Origin of the sequence: Dyella japonica DSM 16301, from assembly GCF_001010355.1 — a bacterium.
Lineage (GTDB): Bacteria > Pseudomonadota > Gammaproteobacteria > Xanthomonadales > Rhodanobacteraceae > Dyella > Dyella japonica.
This window is the reverse complement of the sequence record NZ_JPLA01000042.1, coordinates 25,753-44,935: the sequence shown is the minus strand read 5'-3', so window position 1 is coordinate 44,935 and position 19,183 is coordinate 25,753. Positions and strand designations below refer to the sequence as shown.

At 65.2% G+C, this 19,183-nt stretch carries 15 protein-coding genes; 9 read left to right on the top strand and 6 right to left on the bottom strand.

Annotated features, from left to right (window positions below; translation table 11 throughout):
* Positions 1 to 9: 9 nt before the first annotated feature.
* The 6 genes from Y882_RS14460 to Y882_RS14435 all read right to left on the bottom strand — a co-directional run bounded on the left by Y882_RS14460 (position 10) and on the right by Y882_RS14435 (position 9,340).
* Complete coding sequence (locus Y882_RS14460) at positions 10 to 729, bottom strand: M15 family metallopeptidase (RefSeq protein WP_046972647.1); 720 nt, start codon at positions 727 to 729, stop codon at positions 10 to 12.
* Positions 722 to 2,272: a serine hydrolase domain-containing protein gene (locus tag Y882_RS14455; RefSeq protein WP_244466351.1), complete on the bottom strand. Its 1,551-nt coding sequence runs from the start codon at positions 2,270 to 2,272 to the stop codon at positions 722 to 724. Before Y882_RS14455 ends, Y882_RS14460 begins: the two co-directional genes overlap by 8 nt.
* Complete coding sequence (locus Y882_RS14450) at positions 2,262 to 3,479, bottom strand: dipeptidase (protein ID WP_046972645.1); 1,218 nt, start codon at positions 3,477 to 3,479, stop codon at positions 2,262 to 2,264. Before Y882_RS14450 ends, Y882_RS14455 begins: the two co-directional genes overlap by 11 nt.
* Positions 3,476 to 4,738, bottom strand: coding sequence for a diaminopimelate decarboxylase (lysA, locus tag Y882_RS14445; protein WP_046972644.1), 1,263 nt, complete (start codon positions 4,736 to 4,738; stop codon positions 3,476 to 3,478). The genes Y882_RS14450 and lysA overlap by 4 nt, the downstream gene beginning before the upstream one ends.
* 67 nt (positions 4,739 to 4,805) lie before the next feature.
* Positions 4,806 to 7,808, bottom strand: coding sequence for a TonB-dependent receptor (locus Y882_RS14440; protein WP_046972643.1), 3,003 nt, complete (start codon positions 7,806 to 7,808; stop codon positions 4,806 to 4,808).
* A gap of 44 nt (positions 7,809 to 7,852) precedes the next feature.
* Positions 7,853 to 9,340 carry a transglutaminase-like domain-containing protein gene (locus tag Y882_RS14435; RefSeq protein ID WP_425479466.1) on the bottom strand — a complete coding sequence of 496 codons (1,488 nt, stop codon included), beginning with the start codon at positions 9,338 to 9,340 and terminating at the stop codon, positions 7,853 to 7,855.
* 147 nt (positions 9,341 to 9,487) lie between these two features.
* On the opposite strand from Y882_RS14435, the gene Y882_RS14430 reads away from it, so the two are divergent.
* The 9 genes from Y882_RS14430 (at position 9,488) to trpD (ending at position 19,173) form a co-directional block, all read left to right on the top strand.
* Positions 9,488 to 10,639 carry a DUF819 family protein gene (locus tag Y882_RS14430; RefSeq protein WP_046972641.1) on the top strand — a complete coding sequence of 384 codons (1,152 nt, stop codon included), beginning with the start codon at positions 9,488 to 9,490 and terminating at the stop codon, positions 10,637 to 10,639.
* Between the two features lie 8 nt (positions 10,640 to 10,647).
* The gene (locus tag Y882_RS14425) at positions 10,648 to 12,054 is read left to right on the top strand and encodes a C40 family peptidase (RefSeq protein WP_046972640.1); all 1,407 of its coding nucleotides are present in this window, start codon (positions 10,648 to 10,650) and stop codon (positions 12,052 to 12,054) included.
* Between the two features lie 49 nt (positions 12,055 to 12,103).
* Positions 12,104 to 13,201 carry a dipeptide epimerase gene (locus Y882_RS14420; protein ID WP_046972639.1) on the top strand — a complete coding sequence of 366 codons (1,098 nt, stop codon included), beginning with the start codon at positions 12,104 to 12,106 and terminating at the stop codon, positions 13,199 to 13,201.
* Position 13,202: 1 nt separating this feature from the next.
* The gene (locus Y882_RS14415; RefSeq protein WP_046972638.1) at positions 13,203 to 14,060 is read left to right on the top strand and encodes a MurR/RpiR family transcriptional regulator; all 858 of its coding nucleotides are present in this window, start codon (positions 13,203 to 13,205) and stop codon (positions 14,058 to 14,060) included.
* A gap of 21 nt (positions 14,061 to 14,081) precedes the next feature.
* Positions 14,082 to 14,876, top strand: coding sequence for a L,D-transpeptidase family protein (locus Y882_RS14410; RefSeq protein ID WP_052950029.1), 795 nt, complete (start codon positions 14,082 to 14,084; stop codon positions 14,874 to 14,876).
* On the top strand, positions 14,873 to 16,120 hold the full coding sequence (locus tag Y882_RS14405) for a dicarboxylate/amino acid:cation symporter (RefSeq protein WP_046972682.1): 1,248 nt from the start codon (positions 14,873 to 14,875) through the stop codon (positions 16,118 to 16,120). Before Y882_RS14410 ends, Y882_RS14405 begins: the two co-directional genes overlap by 4 nt.
* Positions 16,117 to 17,253 (top strand): NAD(P)/FAD-dependent oxidoreductase, encoded by a 1,137-nt coding sequence (locus tag Y882_RS14400; RefSeq protein WP_046972637.1) that lies wholly within the window; start codon positions 16,117 to 16,119, stop codon positions 17,251 to 17,253. Before Y882_RS14405 ends, Y882_RS14400 begins: the two co-directional genes overlap by 4 nt.
* A gap of 259 nt (positions 17,254 to 17,512) precedes the next feature.
* A complete protein-coding gene (locus Y882_RS14395) occupies positions 17,513 to 18,109 on the top strand; it encodes an anthranilate synthase component II (RefSeq protein WP_046972636.1) in 597 nt (198 codons plus the stop codon).
* On the top strand, positions 18,106 to 19,173 hold the full coding sequence (gene trpD, locus Y882_RS14390) for an anthranilate phosphoribosyltransferase (protein WP_046972635.1): 1,068 nt from the start codon (positions 18,106 to 18,108) through the stop codon (positions 19,171 to 19,173). The genes Y882_RS14395 and trpD overlap by 4 nt, the downstream gene beginning before the upstream one ends.
* The last annotated feature ends 10 nt before the right edge of the window (positions 19,174 to 19,183 follow it).

Sequence of the window (19,183 nt, the reverse complement as noted above, 5' to 3'; positions counted from 1 at the left end):
GCCGGGCAGCTATTGCACCGGCACGTCGTAGATGGTGTCGGGGCTGGGCTCAGGGCTCAGCGTGTAATGCCACCACTCCATCGCGTAGTTGCGGAAACCCTCCCGCTCCATCGCGCGCTTCAACACCTCGCGGTTGGCGTGCTGCGCCGCGCTGGCTTCGGGCGTATCGGTGTTGGCCAGGGTGCCGAAGTAGTCGAAGTCCGTACCCATATCGAGCGGCGTGCAGTGCGCATCGGTGGCATCGCATTGCATCAGCGTAAGATCCACCGTGGCACCGCGGCTATGGCCGGACACCGGTGCGATGTAGTCGCCCAGCAGCGCACTCTTGTCGAGCTTGGGGTAATGCGCGGCCTTGGTGCGCTGGTCGGCGAGGTCGCCGGCCCAGCGCACGAAGTGTTGAACCGCGCGCGCCGGTCGATAGCAGTCGAACAGCTTCAGCCGCTGGTGCTGTGCACGCAGATCGCTCTCCACGCGCGCCAGGGCTTCGGCGGCGGGCTTGAGCAGCAGGCATTTGGGCGCGAGGTAGCCCTCCACTGGCGTGCCGACAAAGTTGTCGCTGCCGGCGTACTTGATGTCTTCGGCGATATCGGGTGCGAGCTGGCGGATATCCACCAGGCCTGCCTGGGCAGCCGTGTTTGCGGGCGAAAGCCGGGGCGTGCCATCGGCATGGGCGAGTGCGACGAGGGCGAGCAGCGCGAAGCCGGGGATGAAGCGAGGGCGATCACTCACAGCCGCGCTCCCGATGAAAGGTGAGATCTTCGAAGTCGTAGCTGAAGTCCGCGGCGGGATCGACCTTGCTCATGTGCAGGCTGCCATGGGCGTCGCCGGGGAAGTTCAGCCACGCGTCGGCATCGCCGTGATCCCAATGCACCAGGAAACGCTGGCCGGCGCGCATGACCGTACCCGTCAGCCGGGGGGATTTGGTTGCGACGAAACGCAGTGCATCGCCTTTCGGGCACAAGGTGATGGCGCCGAACCAGGGGGCGCGCCATTGGCCCCACTGGTTGCGCAGTGCATCCGCCTTGGCCGGCTGCGATGCAGGTGGGGTGCTTGCCTTGCGGGTGGTGGCCGCGGCTTGATCGAGTTGGTCGGCGTACCAGTTGACGTCGTGCGCATCGCCGGGCGAGGTGAATTGCTTGGTCAATGCCTCCACCAGCACCGTGCGCGCGTCTTCCGCCTCGCTGTTGATCAGCACGACGAAACCGGCTTTGCGATCTGGCAGCAACGTCATGGCCGAATACATGCCCGACAGCGTGCCGGTATGCGACACCGTGTGCACGCCATCGACATCGGCGATGCGCCAGCCGTAACCATAGGCGTAGAGACGCGTGCCATCCCAGGCGCGCCGCCGCGCCGAGATCGGCATGGGCGTGTACGGCGTCCACAGGATCTGGCGCTGTTCGGGCGTCAACCACTGCAGTTGTTGCGGCGTTGGTGCAACCCAGTTGCGTGCCCACGCCAGCATGTCGGTGAGGCTGCAACGCACACCGCCGGCCGCGGCCGACGTGATATCGGGGATCTGCGCATCGTCGGCGTTGATCACGAGGTTGCGGTCATGCTCCCGCGTATGCGGCTGGGCCACATTGCCGACATCATCGCGATGCCATGCACCGATCTGGCAACGCGTTAGGCCGAGTGGCTGGAACACTTCACGACGCAACAGGGCGTCGTAGCGATCATGCCCCGCTGCCGCGGCCACTTCGCCGGCGACGACATAAAGCAGGTTGTCGTAGGCGTAGCCGGCGCGAAAGCTGTACGCGGGTTTGAGATAGGCCAGCGCATGCACGATGTCCTCGCGCGTGAACTCGTTCGGTTCCGGCCACAGCATCAGGTCGCCCGCGCCCTCGCGCAGGCCGCTGCGATGGGTGAGCAGGTCGCCCACCTGCATATGCTCGGTGACCCAGGGATCGGCCATGCGGAAGCCGGGCAGGTAGCTGCGCACCGGCGCATCCCAGCGCAGCTTGCCTTCCTGCACCAGTCGGGCGAGCAGGGTGGAAGTCATCGCCTTGCTGTTGGAAGCGATCTTGAACAGCGTATCGGGCGTGATCGGCTGGCCGGAGCCAGCCACGCGTTCGCCGAGCGTGCGCGTATAGATCAACTGGCCATGGTCGATCACACCGACAGCCAGTCCGGCCAGGTGATAACGCGCCATCACCGTATCGACGATGGGATCGAGCTGCGCAGCGGTCGGCGAGTCAGCCGCGCTGGCGACGCTGGTGGCGACGACCAACCCGATCGCCACCATCCATCGCAGCATTTGCTCAGCTCGCATGACCCGCCGTGGCGTGCTTGGTCACTTCGTCCCATACGCGCAGCAGGTTGCCGCCCCAGATCTTGGCGATGTCCGCGTCGCTGAAGCCGGCGCGGTGCAGTGCGGCCGTGAGGTTGCGCGTCTGCGTGGCATCCGACCAGCCGGCAAGGCTGCCACCACCGTCGAAGTCGGACGCGATGCCGACGTGATCGATGCCGGCCACCTCCACCATATGCTTGATATGCGCGACGTACTCGTCGACCGTCGCCGGCGGGAAGGCCGCGTCGATGCGTTTCATGCCATCGATATACGCGGGCAGGTATGCGTGCTTCTCGCTGTCGAATGCCTTGTCGCCGGCCTGCTTGGCCACCTGCGCCTGCAGCGCTTTCACGGCCATCTCGCGACCGGGGTCGAGCTTGATGAACTCGCCCACGGCCACCGCCTGGATCACGCCGCCCTTGGCGGCGATGGCGCGCAGCAGGTCATCCGAGAGGTTGCGCGGATGGTTGACCAGCGCACGCGAGGACGAATGCGAGGCGATCACCGGCGCGGTGGACAAGGCCAGCACGTCGCGCACGCAGGCATCGGAGGAGTGCGATACGTCGACCATGATGCCCAGCTCGTTTTCGCGCTTGACCACGCTGCGACCGAACTCGGTGATGCCGTATTCGGGCAGCGGGGTGTCGCCGAGCTCCGCTTCCGGCGTCGAGCTGCTGCACAGGTCGTTGTTGCCCATATGGGCGAGGCCGACGTAGCGCGCGCCGCGCTTATAGGCCAGGTCGAGGTTCCTGATGTCGTGGCCGAGCGAGTAGCCGTTCTCCACGCCGATCATCGCCGACAGCTTGCCTGCGGCCTTGTTGGCGCGTACCTGCGCCGGCGTGGTGGCGAGACGGATCTGCTCCGGATAGGTCGTCAGCATCAGGTCGATCGCGTCGTACTTGCGTTTCGCCTGGGCCACGGCGTGCGCGTAGCCGGCCGGCGTCAGCGGACCCTGGTCCACGTAGACGATGAAGAACACGGCGTCGAGGCCACCGCGACGCATCTTGTCCAGGTCCACCTGCATCGGCGTCGACTTGCCAAAGTCGAAGCGCGCTTCATGCATATACGCAAAAGGAATATCCACGTGCGTGTCGAGCGTGATCGGCGGGTCCTGCTGCGCCTGGGCGGGAGCGCTGCCTAGGGCGAGTGCAAGCGCGATGGCGCCGCCGAGTAAGCCGAGAGTCTTCATGCGGTTTCCCAGTGTTTGGCCGGCTGCTCGCCGGCGACCATGTCTTCGAAGCTTTGGCGTTGTCGCACGACCGCGTAGCGGCCCTTGTCCACCATCACTTCGGCGGCGAGCGGACGCGAGTTATAGGTGGAGGCCATCGAGGCGCCGTACGCGCCGGTGGTGCGTATCATCAGCAAGTCGCCGGGAGCGCAGGCGGGCAGGGCGCGTGCCCTGGCAAAGGTGTCGCCGGTTTCGCAGACCGGTCCCACGATGTCGTATGAAGTCATCGGGCGTGCGTCCCCGGCTACCGGCGCGATGTCGTGCCATGCATCGTACAGGCTGGGCCGGGCCAAGTCGTTCATGGCGGCGTCCAGCACCAGGAAGGTCCGTTCGTCGCCCTGCTTGAGGCGGATCACCCGGGTCAGCAGCACGCCGGCTTCGCCCACCAGGTAGCGGCCCGGTTCGAACAGCAGGCGGCCTGCAAAGCCGGCCAGCGCCTCGCGTACCAAGGCGACATAGGCAGCCGCATCGATCGGATGGTCATGGCCCTGGCGATAACAGACGCCCAGCCCGCCGCCCACGTCGATGCTGCGGATCGCATGCCCCTGCGCCGCCAGTTCGCGCCAGAACGCCGCCACGCGCTGCAGGGCCTGCCGAAATGGATCGAGCTGGAGGATCTGCGAGCCGATGTGCACATGCAGGCCATCGAGCTGCACATGGCTGAGCGCGTCGCGCCCGGCAAACCAGTGCCGCGCCTCGTCGATGCTCACGCCGAACTTGTTCTCGGCCCGGCCGGTGGAGATCTTGGCGTGGGTAAGCGCATCCACGTCGGGATTGATGCGTACGGCGGCGCGAGCCTTGGCACCCAGCGCCTGCGCCACGCGTTGCAACGCCAGCAGTTCGTCATGCGATTCCACGTTGAAGCGCAGCACGCCGATCTTCAAGGCGTCGGCCAGCTCCGCTTCGGTCTTGCCTACGCCGGAGAACACGATGCGCCCGGCCGGTATGCCGGCCTTCCGTGCGCGCCACAGTTCGCCAGCCGAGACGATATCCGCACCGACGCCATGTTCATGCATCAGGGCAAGCACGCCACGATTGGGGTTGGCCTTCACCGCGAAGCAGATCAGGTGATCGGTGCCGTGCAGGGCCGACTGCAGGGAGGCGATGCGTTCGCGGATCGCACTGGCCGAATAGACATACAGCGGCGTGCCCAGGCGATCGGCCAGCGCGTGGAGGTCGACGCCGTCGAGCGTGGCATGGGGTGAGGCGAGGGTGTCCATGATGGGTGAACCTGCAGCAAAAAAACGGCAGCCTGCATGACGCAGGCTGCCGGTGGGGAGGGACTCATCAGAAGTCCACGGACACCGTCAACTGCGCAAAGCGAGGCGACTGGAAACGCAAGGGCTGTTCGAAGGTGGAGCTGGTGCTGTTGGAAATGGTGGTCTGCAGGTCCTGGTCCACCTGGATGGTGCGCTGTTCGTTGAGCAGGTTGTAGACCGCGAACTTCACCCGCAGCTGGCCGACGTCGGCCAGCTGGCGCAGGTAGGTGATGCTGGCGCCAAGGGTGTAGGTCCACGGCATGCGGCCGTACTTGCCGCGCGGCGAGGATTCGTACACGCGATCTTCCGAACGCGCCGCGTCGCAGTTGGCCACGCAGATGTAGTAGCTGTGGTAAACGGTGGCGTCATACGGGTTGCCCACGCCGAATCCAGTGATGGGGCCGCCGGAAGCGATGTTCGCGTCGCCCGCCACCTGCCAGTTCGGCGTGATGGCATAGGTGCCGCGCAGCTTGAGCTGATGACGACGGTCGTTGGGCAGGTAGCCGTCGCCACCGAAATTCACCCATGGATCATCGAAATTCTCGGTGCGGCCGGTGTCGTCGAAGTTGGTGTCGGAGTTGACCGGACCCTCCGCGTTGCCGCGGTTCCACGACAGCACGTAGGACGCATTGAACGACCACTTGTTGTCCCATGCGCGATCGAGCTGGAATTCCAGCGCGGTGTAGGTGCGCTTGGGATTCACCCAGCCGCGCTGGCCGAGGTAGTTGCCATCCTCGTCGTACATCGCCCAGCCTTCCTTGGAGGTATCCACGGTGACCCAGCCATCGGCGGTGCCATCGCAGTTGGTGTCGCCCCACACGGTGTTCTTCTTGCCAGGATTGCCCATCACCCAGCCGATGTAGCCGTCCGGGCCGCATTTGCCGGTGGCGCTGATCTCCATGTCGTCGATGGCGTTGTGCAGCTTGCGGTAGGTCGCGTTGACGCCCCACGACCATTTGTCGTTGAGCATCTGCTGGAAGCCCAGGATCAGCTCGTCCTGGTAGACCTGCTGCATGTCCTTGTTCACTTCCGAACGCAGGTCGTGCACGGTGCCGTCGCCCTGCGAGGTATCCACGCCGCCCAGCTGCGGGCCAAGCACGGGGATGGCGTACTGGTTGCCATTGGCATCAGTCAGCGTCTGCCAGCCACCGAAGGCGTAATAGGTGCGCTGGTCGAGCAGGCCGCCGGCCTGCTTGATGTTGATCACGTTGGCCACCGGCAGGTAATAGCGGCCCAGGTTGCCGTAGAGCTTGGTGGTGCCGTCGCCCTTGACGTCCCAGGAGAAGCCGAAGCGCGGCGCCCACATATTGTCCATCTTGATATAGCTGCGGCCGGCGGCGTCCATATTGTCGAAGCCGTCGCGGCGGATGCCGGCGTTGAGCAGCAGGTTGGGCGTCACCTGCCAGTTGTCTTCGAGATAGAAGGCGTTGTTGGTGGTGTCGAAGTTGCCGGCGATCTCGTAGCGCCGTGCGCGCACATAGCCGTTGTAGCCCGGCGGAATCACGCCGCCGCCGTTGGGGTTGGGAATGGTCGAGCCTGGCGTGGCCGCATACACGTTGTAATAGATCGCGCCGGGGCCCGGGTAGTGGCGGCTGTAGACCGAGTCGTCGTCTTCGTGGTCGTAGCCGAAGCGCAGCAGGTGGTCGTCCAGCTTCCATTCGAAGTCGGCGCGGCCTTCCTTGCGCTTGTCGTTGCGCTTCTCCACCGCAGTGTTGGTGGTGCAGCCCAGCGGCACGCCGGGCTTGGGCACGGCGGTTTCAGCAGCGACGTGGTTGCAATCGAGGTCGGTGAGCGCACGGTTGAACGATTCGCGCTTGTTCTCGCCGTACAACACCTTCATCGACAGATTGTCGGTGAGGTAGTTGGTATAGGTGAGCGACCAGTTCTTGCCGCCGGTGTCGGTATAGATGGTGTTGGTCTTGGCGCCGATGGTGTGCGTGTCGTAGTCGTAGTTGTAGACCGTGCCGACGTTCTTGCTCTTGTCCGAGAAGGCCATCAGCGAGAGCAGGTTGCTGTCGTTGATATGCCAGTCGATGGTGGTGCCCCAGAAGTCGGGACTGGAGCTGTTGCTGGTGAGCGTGGTGCCCTCGTCGTTGGTGTTGCGCGGGTTGTCGCCGCGCTGTTCCACCATGGCGAAGATGAAGAGCTTGTCCTTCACGATGGGGCCGGACGCGTAGATGTTGGTTTTCATCAACGAGTCGCGGTCTTCACTGGCGGTGAGGTAGCGGTTACCGTTGGCGTCGTAGCGATCCTCGGCCTGCGCGTGCCAGGCACCCGGCTCCATGGTCATTTCCACGCCTGCGTGGAAATCGTTGGAACCCGAACGCGCCACCGCGTTGATCACGCCGCCGGTGGTGCGGCCAAACTCCACCGAATAGCCGCCCGTCTTCACCTGGAATTCCTGGTAGAAGTTGAACGGTGCCTCGGAATAGCCGTTGCGGTTGTAGAAATCGGTGACGTTCAGGCCGTTGACGTAGATGGCGTTCTCCGCCACCGACGAACCGCCGAACGACAGGCCGCCGAACGCCGATGCGCCTTTCACCACGCCCGGCGCGAGGTTGGCCACCGCGGCGATGTTCTGATCCACCGGCAGGCGGCGCAGCTCCTCGCGCGAAATATTGGTCGACGACTCGGTCGAGGTGACGTCCACCGCCGTGATGATCGATGTGCCGGTGACATTGATCGCCGACAGGTTCGTCGCGTTGTTGCCGCCGAGGTTCACCGTGGTGGCATTACCCAGCGTCACCGTGACTGGCGTGGACTGCGTGATGGTCTTGCCGTCCTTTTCCACCGACAGCGAGTAATCGCCGATGGCCAGGAACGGAATGCGGTAATTGCCTTTCTCGTCGGCGGTGACCGAGCGGGTAAAACCCGTCTGCGCACTGCTGATGGTTACCACGGCGCCGGCCTCGGTATGGCCGACCACGGTGCCGTCGTTGTTGCCTGCCTGTGCGGGTGGCGCGGCCATCGAAGCCAGACCCATCCCCAATGCCACGCACAGCATGGTCCTGCGAAAAGTACGACTGACCATTTCCCCGTCTCCCCCGGTTCTGTCGTCGTTGATGTAAAGACGGCTTATCTGTCGGCGCGCTCAGTCGCCGGCAGCAGCTGCCATGTGAAGTCGTAATCCCACTGATCGAAGTACAAGTTGCCGCCACGCCACTCGAGCTCACCGCGCTGCGAGTCCACCGTCTCCGAACGGAAGTACTGCTTGGCGGGCACCAGCGGCTGGCTGAAATCGCTGTTGAAGGCGATCCGGTAGGCGTCCAGCCCGCCGAGGTAGAACCACTGCAAGGCCGCGTCGTCGCCTGGCGCCGGATGCAGCTGGCCGAAGGTCACGTCCATCGGCACCCAGCCATAGGGCGCCAGATAGAGCTGGCCCCAGTCGTGGATGTTGTTGTACCTGCCGTCGGAGAAAATGAAGCCCGACTGCCAGCGCGCGGGAATACCGTTCAAGCGCAGCAGCGCGATCAGCAGCATCGTTTGCTGGCCGCAATCGCCGTGGCCGGCGTGCAGGGTGTAATCGCTGAGATTGCTGATGGTGGAATATTCGCGCGCCCCGGCCCAGGGAATCTGGTCAACGGCGGCAAACAACTTCTGCGCGATGCGATACGGGTTGGTCTCGTTGCCGACCGCCTTGCGCGAAAACGCGCGCAGGTCGTCGGTGAACACGATGTGCGGTGCGCGCTCGGCGATGAAGGGGGCGAGTTCAGGCGTGATCTTCGCCGGCACTACCTTCGACGCATCGATATCGTGGTACTGCGCGTAGATGGTCAGCTCGTAAGTGACGGCAAACGTGGTGGGCTTGCCCGCGACGGCGGCCTTTTCCAGGTACGCCGTGCGTTGCATCGTGCTGGCCGGTGCGACTTTTGCTCCGGCAGGCTGGCTGTCGACGAGGCGCACGCCTTCCTGCTGCCCCGGCAGCTCGCGCGGAAACGGCAGCCAGGCGCGTATCGTCTCGCCGGCGGGCACGGCATCGGCGTTGACCGTGACGGTTTCGGTGACCCGCACATGGTTGGGCGTGACGCTGCTGCGATGCGTGGCGAGCGCCTCGCGTCGCGCATCGCGATGGTGATCGTTGAGCGTCTCCATCGGATCGTCGTTGGCAGGCGCGGGATGCGCGCGTCGTGCCGCGGCCTCCGGGCTGAGCAGGAACAGGTTCCCTGGCGCGCGCTTGAAGTACAGCGTGCGGCCGTCGATCACCTGGTGTTCGAGCAGGCCTTGCTGATCCCAGCGCGCGAACTCCGCGTCGGTGAGGTCGGGAACCTGTTTCCGCAGCCGCGCCTTGGCGGCATCGGCGTCGAGCGTGAAGTCGAGACGGATGCGGCGCATGCGTTCGCGCTGGAACAGCAGCGCGTCGCGTGCTTCCGGCGTGAGGCCTGGCTGCGCCAGTGCGCTGGTGATGTCGGCCTCGGCCGCGCTGAACTGCCCCGCATCGATCTGCGCAATGGCATGCTGCAGCGGGGACTGAGTGGCCGCCGATGCGGCACCGGCGAGCAGCAGGCAGGCAAGCGCCGTCGCCAGCGAATGGCGCCGACGTCGCAAGGATGAGATGGGTCGCACCGTCTGCACCTGCCACTTCCCCGTAAGAAAAAGCGAAGTCGCTGTGTAGCACGCTTGCAATCGACGGTCAATAATTTATGCTTCGATACGACATCGTCTGAATCAGATATTCCAAAGACGAGGCGATCGGGGAGTCAAAGGGGACGCATGATCCACACGGCCTGGCCTTATCTCGCTGTCATGTTGCTGGCAGCGGGCCTGTTTCCCGCCCTGGAGCGGCGCTACAAGTGGCGTTTCTTCGAGGTTTTGCCGCCGATCGTGCTGACCTACCTGCTGGTGACCGCGCTGGCCGTCACCGGCCTGTGGCAGGTCAATGCCGAGATCCGCGCCACCCAGGGCATGCTGATCGAGCACCTGGTGCCAGCCCTGTTATTCCTGCTGATGATCAATTGCGATCTGCGCGCGATCTACCGGCTGGGACCGCGCGTCCTTGCGGTGTTCTTCGTCACCATGGCCTGCCTGTTCATCGCCTTCGTCGGCACCTTCCTGATGTTCCGCGTCTGGCTGAAGGGCGATGCCTGGCAGCCGCTGGCCGCGCTGTCGGGCAGCTGGATCGGCGGTACAGCCAATATGGTGGCGGTGAAGCAGGCGATTGGCATGCCCGATAGGCTGCTGGCGTTTTCGCTGCTCACCGATGCGCTGTGCTACTCCATGTGGGTGGTGGTGCTGTTTGGCCTGGGCCGCGTGGCCACACAGTTCAATCGCTGGACGCGCGCCACCTCCAGCGCGGACATGGTGGTGGAACCCTCGCGCAGCCATGGCCCGACCACCTCGGAGAACGTGCTGCTGTGGCTGGGTATGGCCTTGCTGGTGGCGGCCTTGTCGGCATGGCTGGCCGGTCGCCTGCCAGTGACCGAGATGGTCTCGCCGACCACCTGGACCATCATGCTGTCGACCGCGTTCGGCCTGGTGGCCGCGCATACGCCGCTGGCGCGGTTTGCCGGTGCCAGCACCATTTCCAGCGCCATGCTGATCAGCGTGGTGGCGATCCTGGCGTCGCAAAGCAACTTCGACGGCATCGGCTCGGCGCCGCTGTATCTGATGTGCGGCGTGTGCATCATCGCGATCCATGCCGTGCTGCTGGCGCTGGCCGCGCGCGTATTCCATTTCGATTTGTATCTTTGCGGCATTTCCTCGCTGGCCTGCATCGGCGGCGTGGCGGCCACGCCAATACTCGCCGCCAGCTACTCGCGTTCGCTGGTGCCGGTGGGCATCCTGCTGGCCTTGCTCGGTTATATCCTCGGTACAGGGTTTGGATTGCTGGTGGCGTCGGTGATGTCGTCGCTGGCCATTGCATAGGAATCACCATGCGACTCATGCCTCGCCTGACGTTGTGTCTGCTCGCCGCGCTGGCCGCGGCCCCGGTACTGGCGGACCAGCGGCCCGACGCCGTACCCGTGCCGCCTTCGGGCGTGCTCGGCATCAGCAACAACGCGATGCTGGGACCGGAGTTCTGGATCAAGCAGCTGGTGCAGCCTGATCGCGTGCTTGCGGGCATCGATGCCGTCGGCGCGCAGAACGCGAAGCTGCTAAAGGTCGATGCCTCCATGCACGATCTGCATGGCGTCCCGGCCAACGTCGATCGCGCCATGGTGACTGGCTGGATCAACGACCTTTCGCAGTATCCCAAGCGCCCGTTGTTTGACGACAAGGGCCAGCCGGTGCCCGACAGCTTGCGCGCGCAGCTCACCGACGCGCTGGCGCTCGATGCGGTGCCGGCCCAGCAGACCAGCCGCTACGGCATGATCGTGCAGCGCGCGGCCCTGCGTACCTATCCCACCGATACGCGTGTGTTCACCTCGAAGGACGATACGGATATCGACCGCTTCCAGGAGACCGCGGAATTCCCCGGCACGCCCGTGCTGATCGCCCACACCAGCCGCGATGGCCGCTGGCTGTTCGTGGTGAGTGAGCGCTATGCCGCCTGGACGCATCGCGACAACGTCGCCGAGGGTTCGGCGATGGACGTGCTTACCTATGGCACGCGCCTGCCGCAACGCGTGGTGACGGGTGGCACCATCCACACCGTGTTCACGCCGGAGCAGCCGGCGGTATCGCAGCTGCAACTGGATATGGGTGTGGCCGTGCCGGTGTTGTCCGATCATCCGGCCGATCAGCCGGTCAATGGACAGTCGCCGTACGCGTCGTATGTGGTCGATCTGCCCATCCGCCAGGCCGATGGCAAGCTCGCCTTCTCGCCGGCATTGATCCAGCGCAATGCCGATACGCAGGACAACTACCTCCCGCTCACCGAAGCCAACATTATCCGCCAGGCGTTCAAGTTCCTCGGCGAGCGCTACGGCTGGGGTCACGATTACGACGGCCGCGACTGCAGCGGCTTCGTGTCGGACGTCTTCCGCAGCATGGGTGTGCAGATGCCGCGCAACACCAGCAAGCAGGCCATCAGCCCCGGCCTCACCCACCAGGCCTTCGGCGACAAGGACAGCCACGACGCGCGCCTCAAGGCCGCGATGGCCTTGCAGGTGGGCGACCTGGTCTATATCCCCGGCCACGTGATGATGGTGATCGGCAAGCTCGATGGCGCGCCCTACGTGATCCACGATACCGGCGGCATGTCCTATCGCGACGGCAAGGGCGGCATGCGCCACGTCAAGCTCAACGAAGTGTCGGTGACGCCGCTGCTGCCGTTGATGTATGACGACAAGCACACCTATGTCGATCGCATGACCAGCATCGTGCGCGTGCATCCGTGATCGCCTTGCGCCCCCATTTTCCATTGAAGACAGGAAGCTTCCGCATCCCATGAAGATCACCGACATCCAGTTCGGCATGCTGCGGGTGCCGCTGAAGACGCCGTTCAAGACGGCGCTGCGCACCGTCAACCAGGTCGAAGACATCGTGGTGATGGTGCATACCGACAGCGGTCAGATCGGCTACGGCGAAGCGCCGGCCACGGCGGTGATCACCGGCGACACGCACGGCTCGATCGTCGATGCGATCCGCCATTACATCGCGCCGCGCCTGGTCGGCCAGGAGATCGCCGACCTCAATCGGCTGACCCAGCTGATCCAGAGTTCGATGGAGAAGAACACCAGCGCCAAGGCAGCGGTGGAAATCGCTCTCTACGACCTGTGGGGCCAGCTGTACAAGGCGCCGCTGTACAAACTGCTCGGCGGCGGCGATCCGGTGATCACCACCGACATCACCATCAGCGTCGACTACATCGACAAGATGGTGGCCGATTCGGTGAGCGCGGTGGAGCGCGGCTTCGAGTCGCTCAAGATCAAGGTGGGCAAGGATATCGGCGTCGATATCGAGCGCGTCAAGGCGATCTATGCCGCGGTGGAAAACCGCGCCTTGCTCCGCCTCGACGCCAACCAGGGCTGGACCGCCAAGCAGGCCGTCTACGCGCTGCAGACGCTGGAAGACGCCGGCGTGCGACTGGAGCTGGTCGAGCAGCCGGTGAAGGCGCGCGACCTCGAGGGCATGCGCTACGTCACCGAACGCGTGCACACGCCCATCATGGCCGACGAAAGCGTGTTCGGTCCGATGGAAGTGATCGACCTGATCCAGATGCGCGCCGCCGACATCATCAACATCAAGCTGATGAAGACCGGCGGCATCTCCAACGCCATCCGCATTGCCGACATCGCCGGCATGTACGGCGTGGAATGCATGATCGGCTGCATGCTGGAAACCAGCATCAGCGTGGCCGCAGCCGTGCACGTGGCGGTGGCCAAGTCGGCGGTGATCACCAAGGTGGATCTGGACGGCCCCTCGCTGTGCCAGTACAACCCGGTGGATGGGGGCGTGGTCTTCAACGAGTCGGAGATCTCGGTCACCGAGGCGCCCGGGTTGGGTATCCGGGAGATTCGTGGCTTGGAAAAGCTGGAAGCTTGATATGTCGCCCTTGGTGAAAATCCGCTCCGAACGCGACCAGATGTCCGCGGTCGAGCGGCGCATCGCCGATTTCATCCTGGAAAACGCCCAGCTGCTGCGCGACTACTCCTCGCAGCAGTTGGCCAACGCGCTGGGCATCAGCCAGTCCAGCGTGGTCAAGTTCACCCAGAAGCTGGGCTTCAAGGGTTATCCCGACCTCAAGTATTCGGTGGGCGAGGCCATTGCCCGCGCCGACAACGGCGATGCCACCCATGTCGCCACGCAGGCGAAAGCGGCCTTCGACGAATCGGCCTCGGGCAATCTGTGGCGGCGCAAGGCCGAGTCGGAAGAAGAGACGCGGCTGATCAATGCCCCCGAAACCCTGCAGGCCGTGGCCGAAGCGATTGCCACGGCGGGCACCAAGGGCAAGGTCTTCATGATCGGGCTGGGCGACGACGATATTTATGCGCGCAGCTTTGCGCTGCGCTTGTCGCTGCTGGGCGTACCGTCGATCCACAATTTCGACGCCCCGCGCATGGCGGCCAGCGTGTCCGCCGCCGGTGCAGGCGATGTATTGCTGGTGTTTTCCGAGCACGGCAATCATCCGGCGCTATGCAAGATCGGTCGTTTCTTCCGCGAGCGCCGCGGCCGCCTGATCACCGTGACGCGGCATACCTCCAACCCGCTGCGTGCGATCGCGGACCTCGCGCTGCTGGTGTCCGCCCACGACGATCGCCCCTACATCCAGCCGGTGCTCTACCAGTCGGCGCTGCAGCACCTGCTCGACGGCGTCTATGTGCAGCTGTGCGAGGGCGATGAGCAACGCCATGTCCAGCTGCTGTCCAATCTCGAACGCGTCCAGCAGATGCTGGAGCCCTGATCCCACCACTCGCGGAATCGCATGACTTCTCCAGCCCGTCGCTTCGTGATTCGTCGTCTCCTTGCCACCGCGCTGGGCCTGACAGCGGTGATGCCGGTGGCTACGTCGTTCGCCACCGAACAGTCGCTGGCGTGGCAGTCCTCGCGCCAGATGGTGCTGGTGATCACGCCGGACTGGAACGCCGATCACGGTGTGCTGCGTGCGTACGAGCGCTCAGGCAACACCTGGAAGCCGATCGTGGATGCGCAGGCGGTGACCGTGGGGCGTTCGGGTTCGGCCTGGGGTATCGGCTTGAATGCGGCGCAGGCCGATGGTCCGCAGAAGCACGAAGGCGACGGTCGCGCCGCCGCCGGTGTGTACCGCGTGGGTGAAGTCTTCGGTTACGCTGCCAAAGCCGATACTCACATGCCTTACGAGGCGATGCAGGACACCGACTGGTGCGTCGATGTCGATGGCTCGCCGTACTACAACCAGATTGTCGATACGAAGAAAGTGGGCGAGAAAGCGGTGGAAGGCGCCAGCGAACCGATGCGCCGCGACCTGCATCTGGACGGCGACCAACGCTACAAGATCGGCTTCGTCATCGAGCACAACGCCAAGGGCAAGCCGGGCGGCGGCAGCTGCATCTTCGCACATCTGTGGAAATCGCCGACCGATGCCACCGCCGGCTGCACCGCGATGCCCGAGCCGGTGATGCGCCGTCTGCTGAGCTGGATGAAGCCCGAGGAGCAGCCCGTGTTCGTCCTGCTGCCGCAAAGCGAATTTGAGCGGCTGCAAGCGTCATGGCAGCTGCCGTCGCTGGGCGCACAGCCTTGAGTCCGACCTCGCGGGTCCTAATCGGTCTGGTGTTGGGCGCGGCGGGTGGCCTGGGCCTAGCCGCCTGGTGGCCTGACGCCGCATTGCCGGTGGCCGATGCCGTGCAGCCGTTTGGACGGCTATGGCTCAACGCGTTGCAGATGACCGTGGTGCCGCTGGTGTTTGCGCTGGTGGTGGTCGGCGTGAACACCGCCAGCGATGCGGCGGCTTCCGGACGCATCGCGCGGCGCGCCATCGTGGCCTTCCTGCTGATACTCACCGGCGGCGCGCTGTTTGCGGCGGCCGTGGCACCGCGCCTGTTCGCGCTGTTTCCGCACAACCCAGCACTGACCACCGCGCTCGACAGCGCGGTGGCCTCGCATGCGCCGCCCATCACCGCCGCCGTGGGCTGGGCCGAATGGTTCAACGGCATCGTGCCTGCCAACGCGATCATGGCCGCGGCGCAGAGCGCCATGCTGCCGCTGGTGGTGTTTGCGCTGTTCTTCGGCTTCGGCCTGACCCGCATCGACGCCACGCGGCGTGCGCTGGTCGTGTCGTTTTTCCAGGCCATCGCCGACACCATGATCGTGGTGGTGCGCTGGGTGCTGTGGGTGGCGCCGCTGGGCGTCTTCGCCTTGATCCTTGCCGTGTGCGCCCGTGCCGGCCTGCATATGCTCAGCGCGCTGGGCATCTATGTGCTGGTCGAATGCCTGCTGTATCTCGCCGTCACCTTGCTGATGCTGCCTGTCGCGATCATCTGGGGCGGCGAAACACTGCGGCGCTTCGTGCCCGCGCTGATTCCGGCTCAGATCGTGGCGGCAAGCACGCAGTCGTCGCTGGCCTCGCTGCCGGCCATGCTCGAAAGCGCGGAGCGCCGTTTGGGCTATCCGCCGCAGGTCAACGCGCTGGTGTTGCCGATGGCGGTCAGCTTGTGCCGCCTCACCAGTCCCATCCAGTACGTCACGTCGGCTTGTTTCATCGCGTGGGCGTACGGCATCGATGTGGGCGCCGCGCCGCTGTTTGCCGCGGCCTTGCTGGCCGTCGTGATCAGTCTCGGCTCGGTGGGGCTGCCCGGCGCGGTCAGCTTCATGGCGACCAATCTGCCGGTGGCCCAGGCCATGGGCGTGCCGGTGGGGCCGCTGGGCCTGATGCTCGCGGTGGATGCCTTGCCCGATGCGCTGGCGACCTTGGGCAATGTCACCGCCGATCTCACCGCCACCAGCGTGGTGGCCCGTCAAACCGCCCGGGATAGCGCCAAGGCATGAGTACGCTGCACGACGTCGATGTGATCGTGATCGGTGCCGGCATGGCCGGCGCTTCGGTCGCCTATTTCCTCGCGCCGCATGCGCGCGTGCTGGTGCTGGAGCGCGAAGAGCACGCCGGCATGCATTCGACCGGGCGCTCGGCAGCGCTGTTTTCCGAGACGTACGGCTCCGAGCAGGTGCGCGCGTTGACGCGCGCGGCGCGACGTTTCTTCGATCGTCCGCCCGAGGGTTTCGCAGGACACCCGATTCTTTCACCGCGCGGCTCGGTCAGCATCGGCACCGTCGACCACATCGAAAAGGTGCACGCGCTGCATGCGCAGATGGCATCGCGCACGCAGGGCTTGTGCGTGGTGGATGCGGCGTGGCTGCGCGAAACGGTGCCGGTGTTGCGCCCCGACGCTGCCCATATCGGGCTCCACGAGCCCGGCGCCTGCGATATGGATGTGCACGAATTGCACCAGGGCTTCCTGCGCGGCGTGCGGGCGCGGGGTGGTCAGCTCCGCTGCAATGTCGATATCCGCTCGATCGAACACGGACCCGGCCATTGGTTTGTCGACGCCGGCCACGAGCATTACCGCGCTCCCTTGCTGATCAATGCAGCTGGCGCGTGGGTGGATCAGATTGCCGCGCTGGCGGGCATTGCGCCGATCGGCATCCAGCCGCGCCGGCGTTCGGCGTTTCTGTTCGAAGCGCCGACGGGCATGGACACCTCGCGCTGGCCCTTCGTCATGGACGTCGATGAAGGTTTCTACTTCAAGCCGGACGCCGGCCTGCTGCTCGGCTGTCCCGCGAACGCCGATCCGGTGATGCCGCACGACGTGCAGCCGGAGGAGCTCGATATCGCCATCGGCATCCACCGCATCGAAGAGGCGACCACGATGACCATCCGCCGCCCCACGCGCACCTGGGCCGGCCTGCGTTCGTTCGTGGCCGATGGCGACCTGGTGGGCGGCTTTGCGCCCGGCTCCAGCGATTTCTTCTGGGTCGCCGCGCAAGGCGGCTACGGCATCCAGACCTCGGCCGCGATGGGCGAGGCCTGCGCGAATCTCGCCCTGGGGCGTCCGCTGCCCGCCCATTTGCAGGATGCGGGCGTCACCGCCGACATGCTCGACCCCCGGCGCCTGAAAGGCTGAGTCCGGCAAGCGCTTCCGGGCGCGTGCCGGCCGGACAACCTGCGGGGCCGATGCCGGCACTCATGGTGTCGGCAGCCTGGCCGCCGTCCCCATATCCAGCGCATCCCGACAATTCCATGCTGCATCGCCGCGACGGCCGCCGCTACAATCGGGCAGGTCGGCGCCCGCGCCGACATCCGCTGACGGCAGGGATACCTGGCGCCATTCCGCGCCAGCGGTGCGTTGCTTGGTATAACCAAATCAAAGAGTTGGTCCCCGTATGCTGCTGATGATCGACAACTACGACAGCTTCACCTTCAACCTCGTGCAGTACCTGGGCGAGCTGGGCCAGGCGGTGAAGGTGGTGCGCAACGATGCGCTCGACATAGCCGGCATCCGGGCGCTCAAGCCCTCCCACATCATGATTTCGCCGGGACCCGGCACGCCGGACGATTCGGGCGTGTCGCTGCAGGTGCTGAGCGAGCTGGCCGGTGAGATTCCCGTGTTCGGCGTCTGCCTGGGTCATCAGGCCATCGGCCAGGTGTTTGGCGGCAAGGTGATCCGCGCCAAGCAGATCATGCACGGCAAGACCTCGCCGGTGCGCCATCGCGGCCAGGGCGTGTTCGCCGGGCTGCCCGATCCGTTCGAGGCCACGCGCTATCACTCGCTGGTCGTTGAGCAGGCATCGCTGCCTGATTGTCTCGAAGTAACGGCCTGGACGGAAAATCCGGACGGCAGCATCGACGAGATCATGGGCCTGCGCCACAAGACGCTGAAGGTCGAGGGCGTGCAGTTCCATCCCGAATCCATCCTCACCCAGTACGGCCACGATTTGCTGCGCAACTTCCTCGGTCTGCCGCTGAAGCTCGCGGCATGAACGTGGCCGGCAACGTGGGTCGCCGCGTCACCATCACGCCGCAGGAAGCGCTACAGCGCACCATCGAGCACCGCGAAATCTTCCACGACGAAATGATCGAGCTGATGGGGCAGATCATGCGCGGCGAAGTGAGCCCGCTGATGACTGCCGCCATCATCACCGGCCTGCGCGTGAAGAAGGAAACCGTCGGCGAAATCACCGGCGCGGCGCGCGTGATGCGCGAGCTGTCGGCCAAGGTGGCGCTGCCTGCGCACGAGCACTTCGTCGACATCGTCGGCACCGGCGGTGACGGCGCCTCCAGCTTCAATATTTCCACCACCTCGATGTTTGTTGCCGCTGCTGCCGGTGCGCGTGTGGCCAAGCACGGCGGTCGCAGCGTGTCGTCCAAGTCGGGCAGCGCGGATGTGCTCGAGGCGCTGGGCGCGGTGATCGATCTGCCGCCTGCGAAGGTGGCGCAGTGCATGCAGGAAGTCGGCATCGGCTTCATGTTTGCGCCCAACCATCATCCCGCGATGAAAGTAGTCGCACCGGTGCGCAAAGAGATGGGCGTGCGCACGCTGTTCAATATCCTCGGTCCGCTGACCAATCCGGCCGGTGCGCCGAATATTCTGATGGGCGTGTTCCATCCCGATCTGGTCGGCATCCAGGTGCGCGTGCTGCAGGCGCTGGGCGCGAAACATGCGCTGGTGGTGTGGGGACGCGACGGCATGGACGAGATTTCGCTGGGCGCGGCCACCCTGGTGGGCGAACTGCGCGACGGCGAAGTGCGCGAATACGAAGTGGAGCCGGAGGATTTCGGTCTCGCCATGGCCTCCAGCCGCAATCTGCGCGTGGAGAATGCCGAAGAGTCGCGCGCCATGCTGCTGGAGGCCCTGGAAGGGCGTCGCGGCGTGCCGCACGACATCGTATGCCTCAATGCCGGCGCTGCGCTGTACGCTGCCAACGTGGTGGATTCCATCGCCGCGGGCATCGAGCTCGCACGCTCAACCATCGCCAGCGGCGCTGCTCGTGCAAAAATGGACGCCTTCGTCGCCGTGACACGGCGCCTGGCGGATGCGTCCTGACGCTCACGCT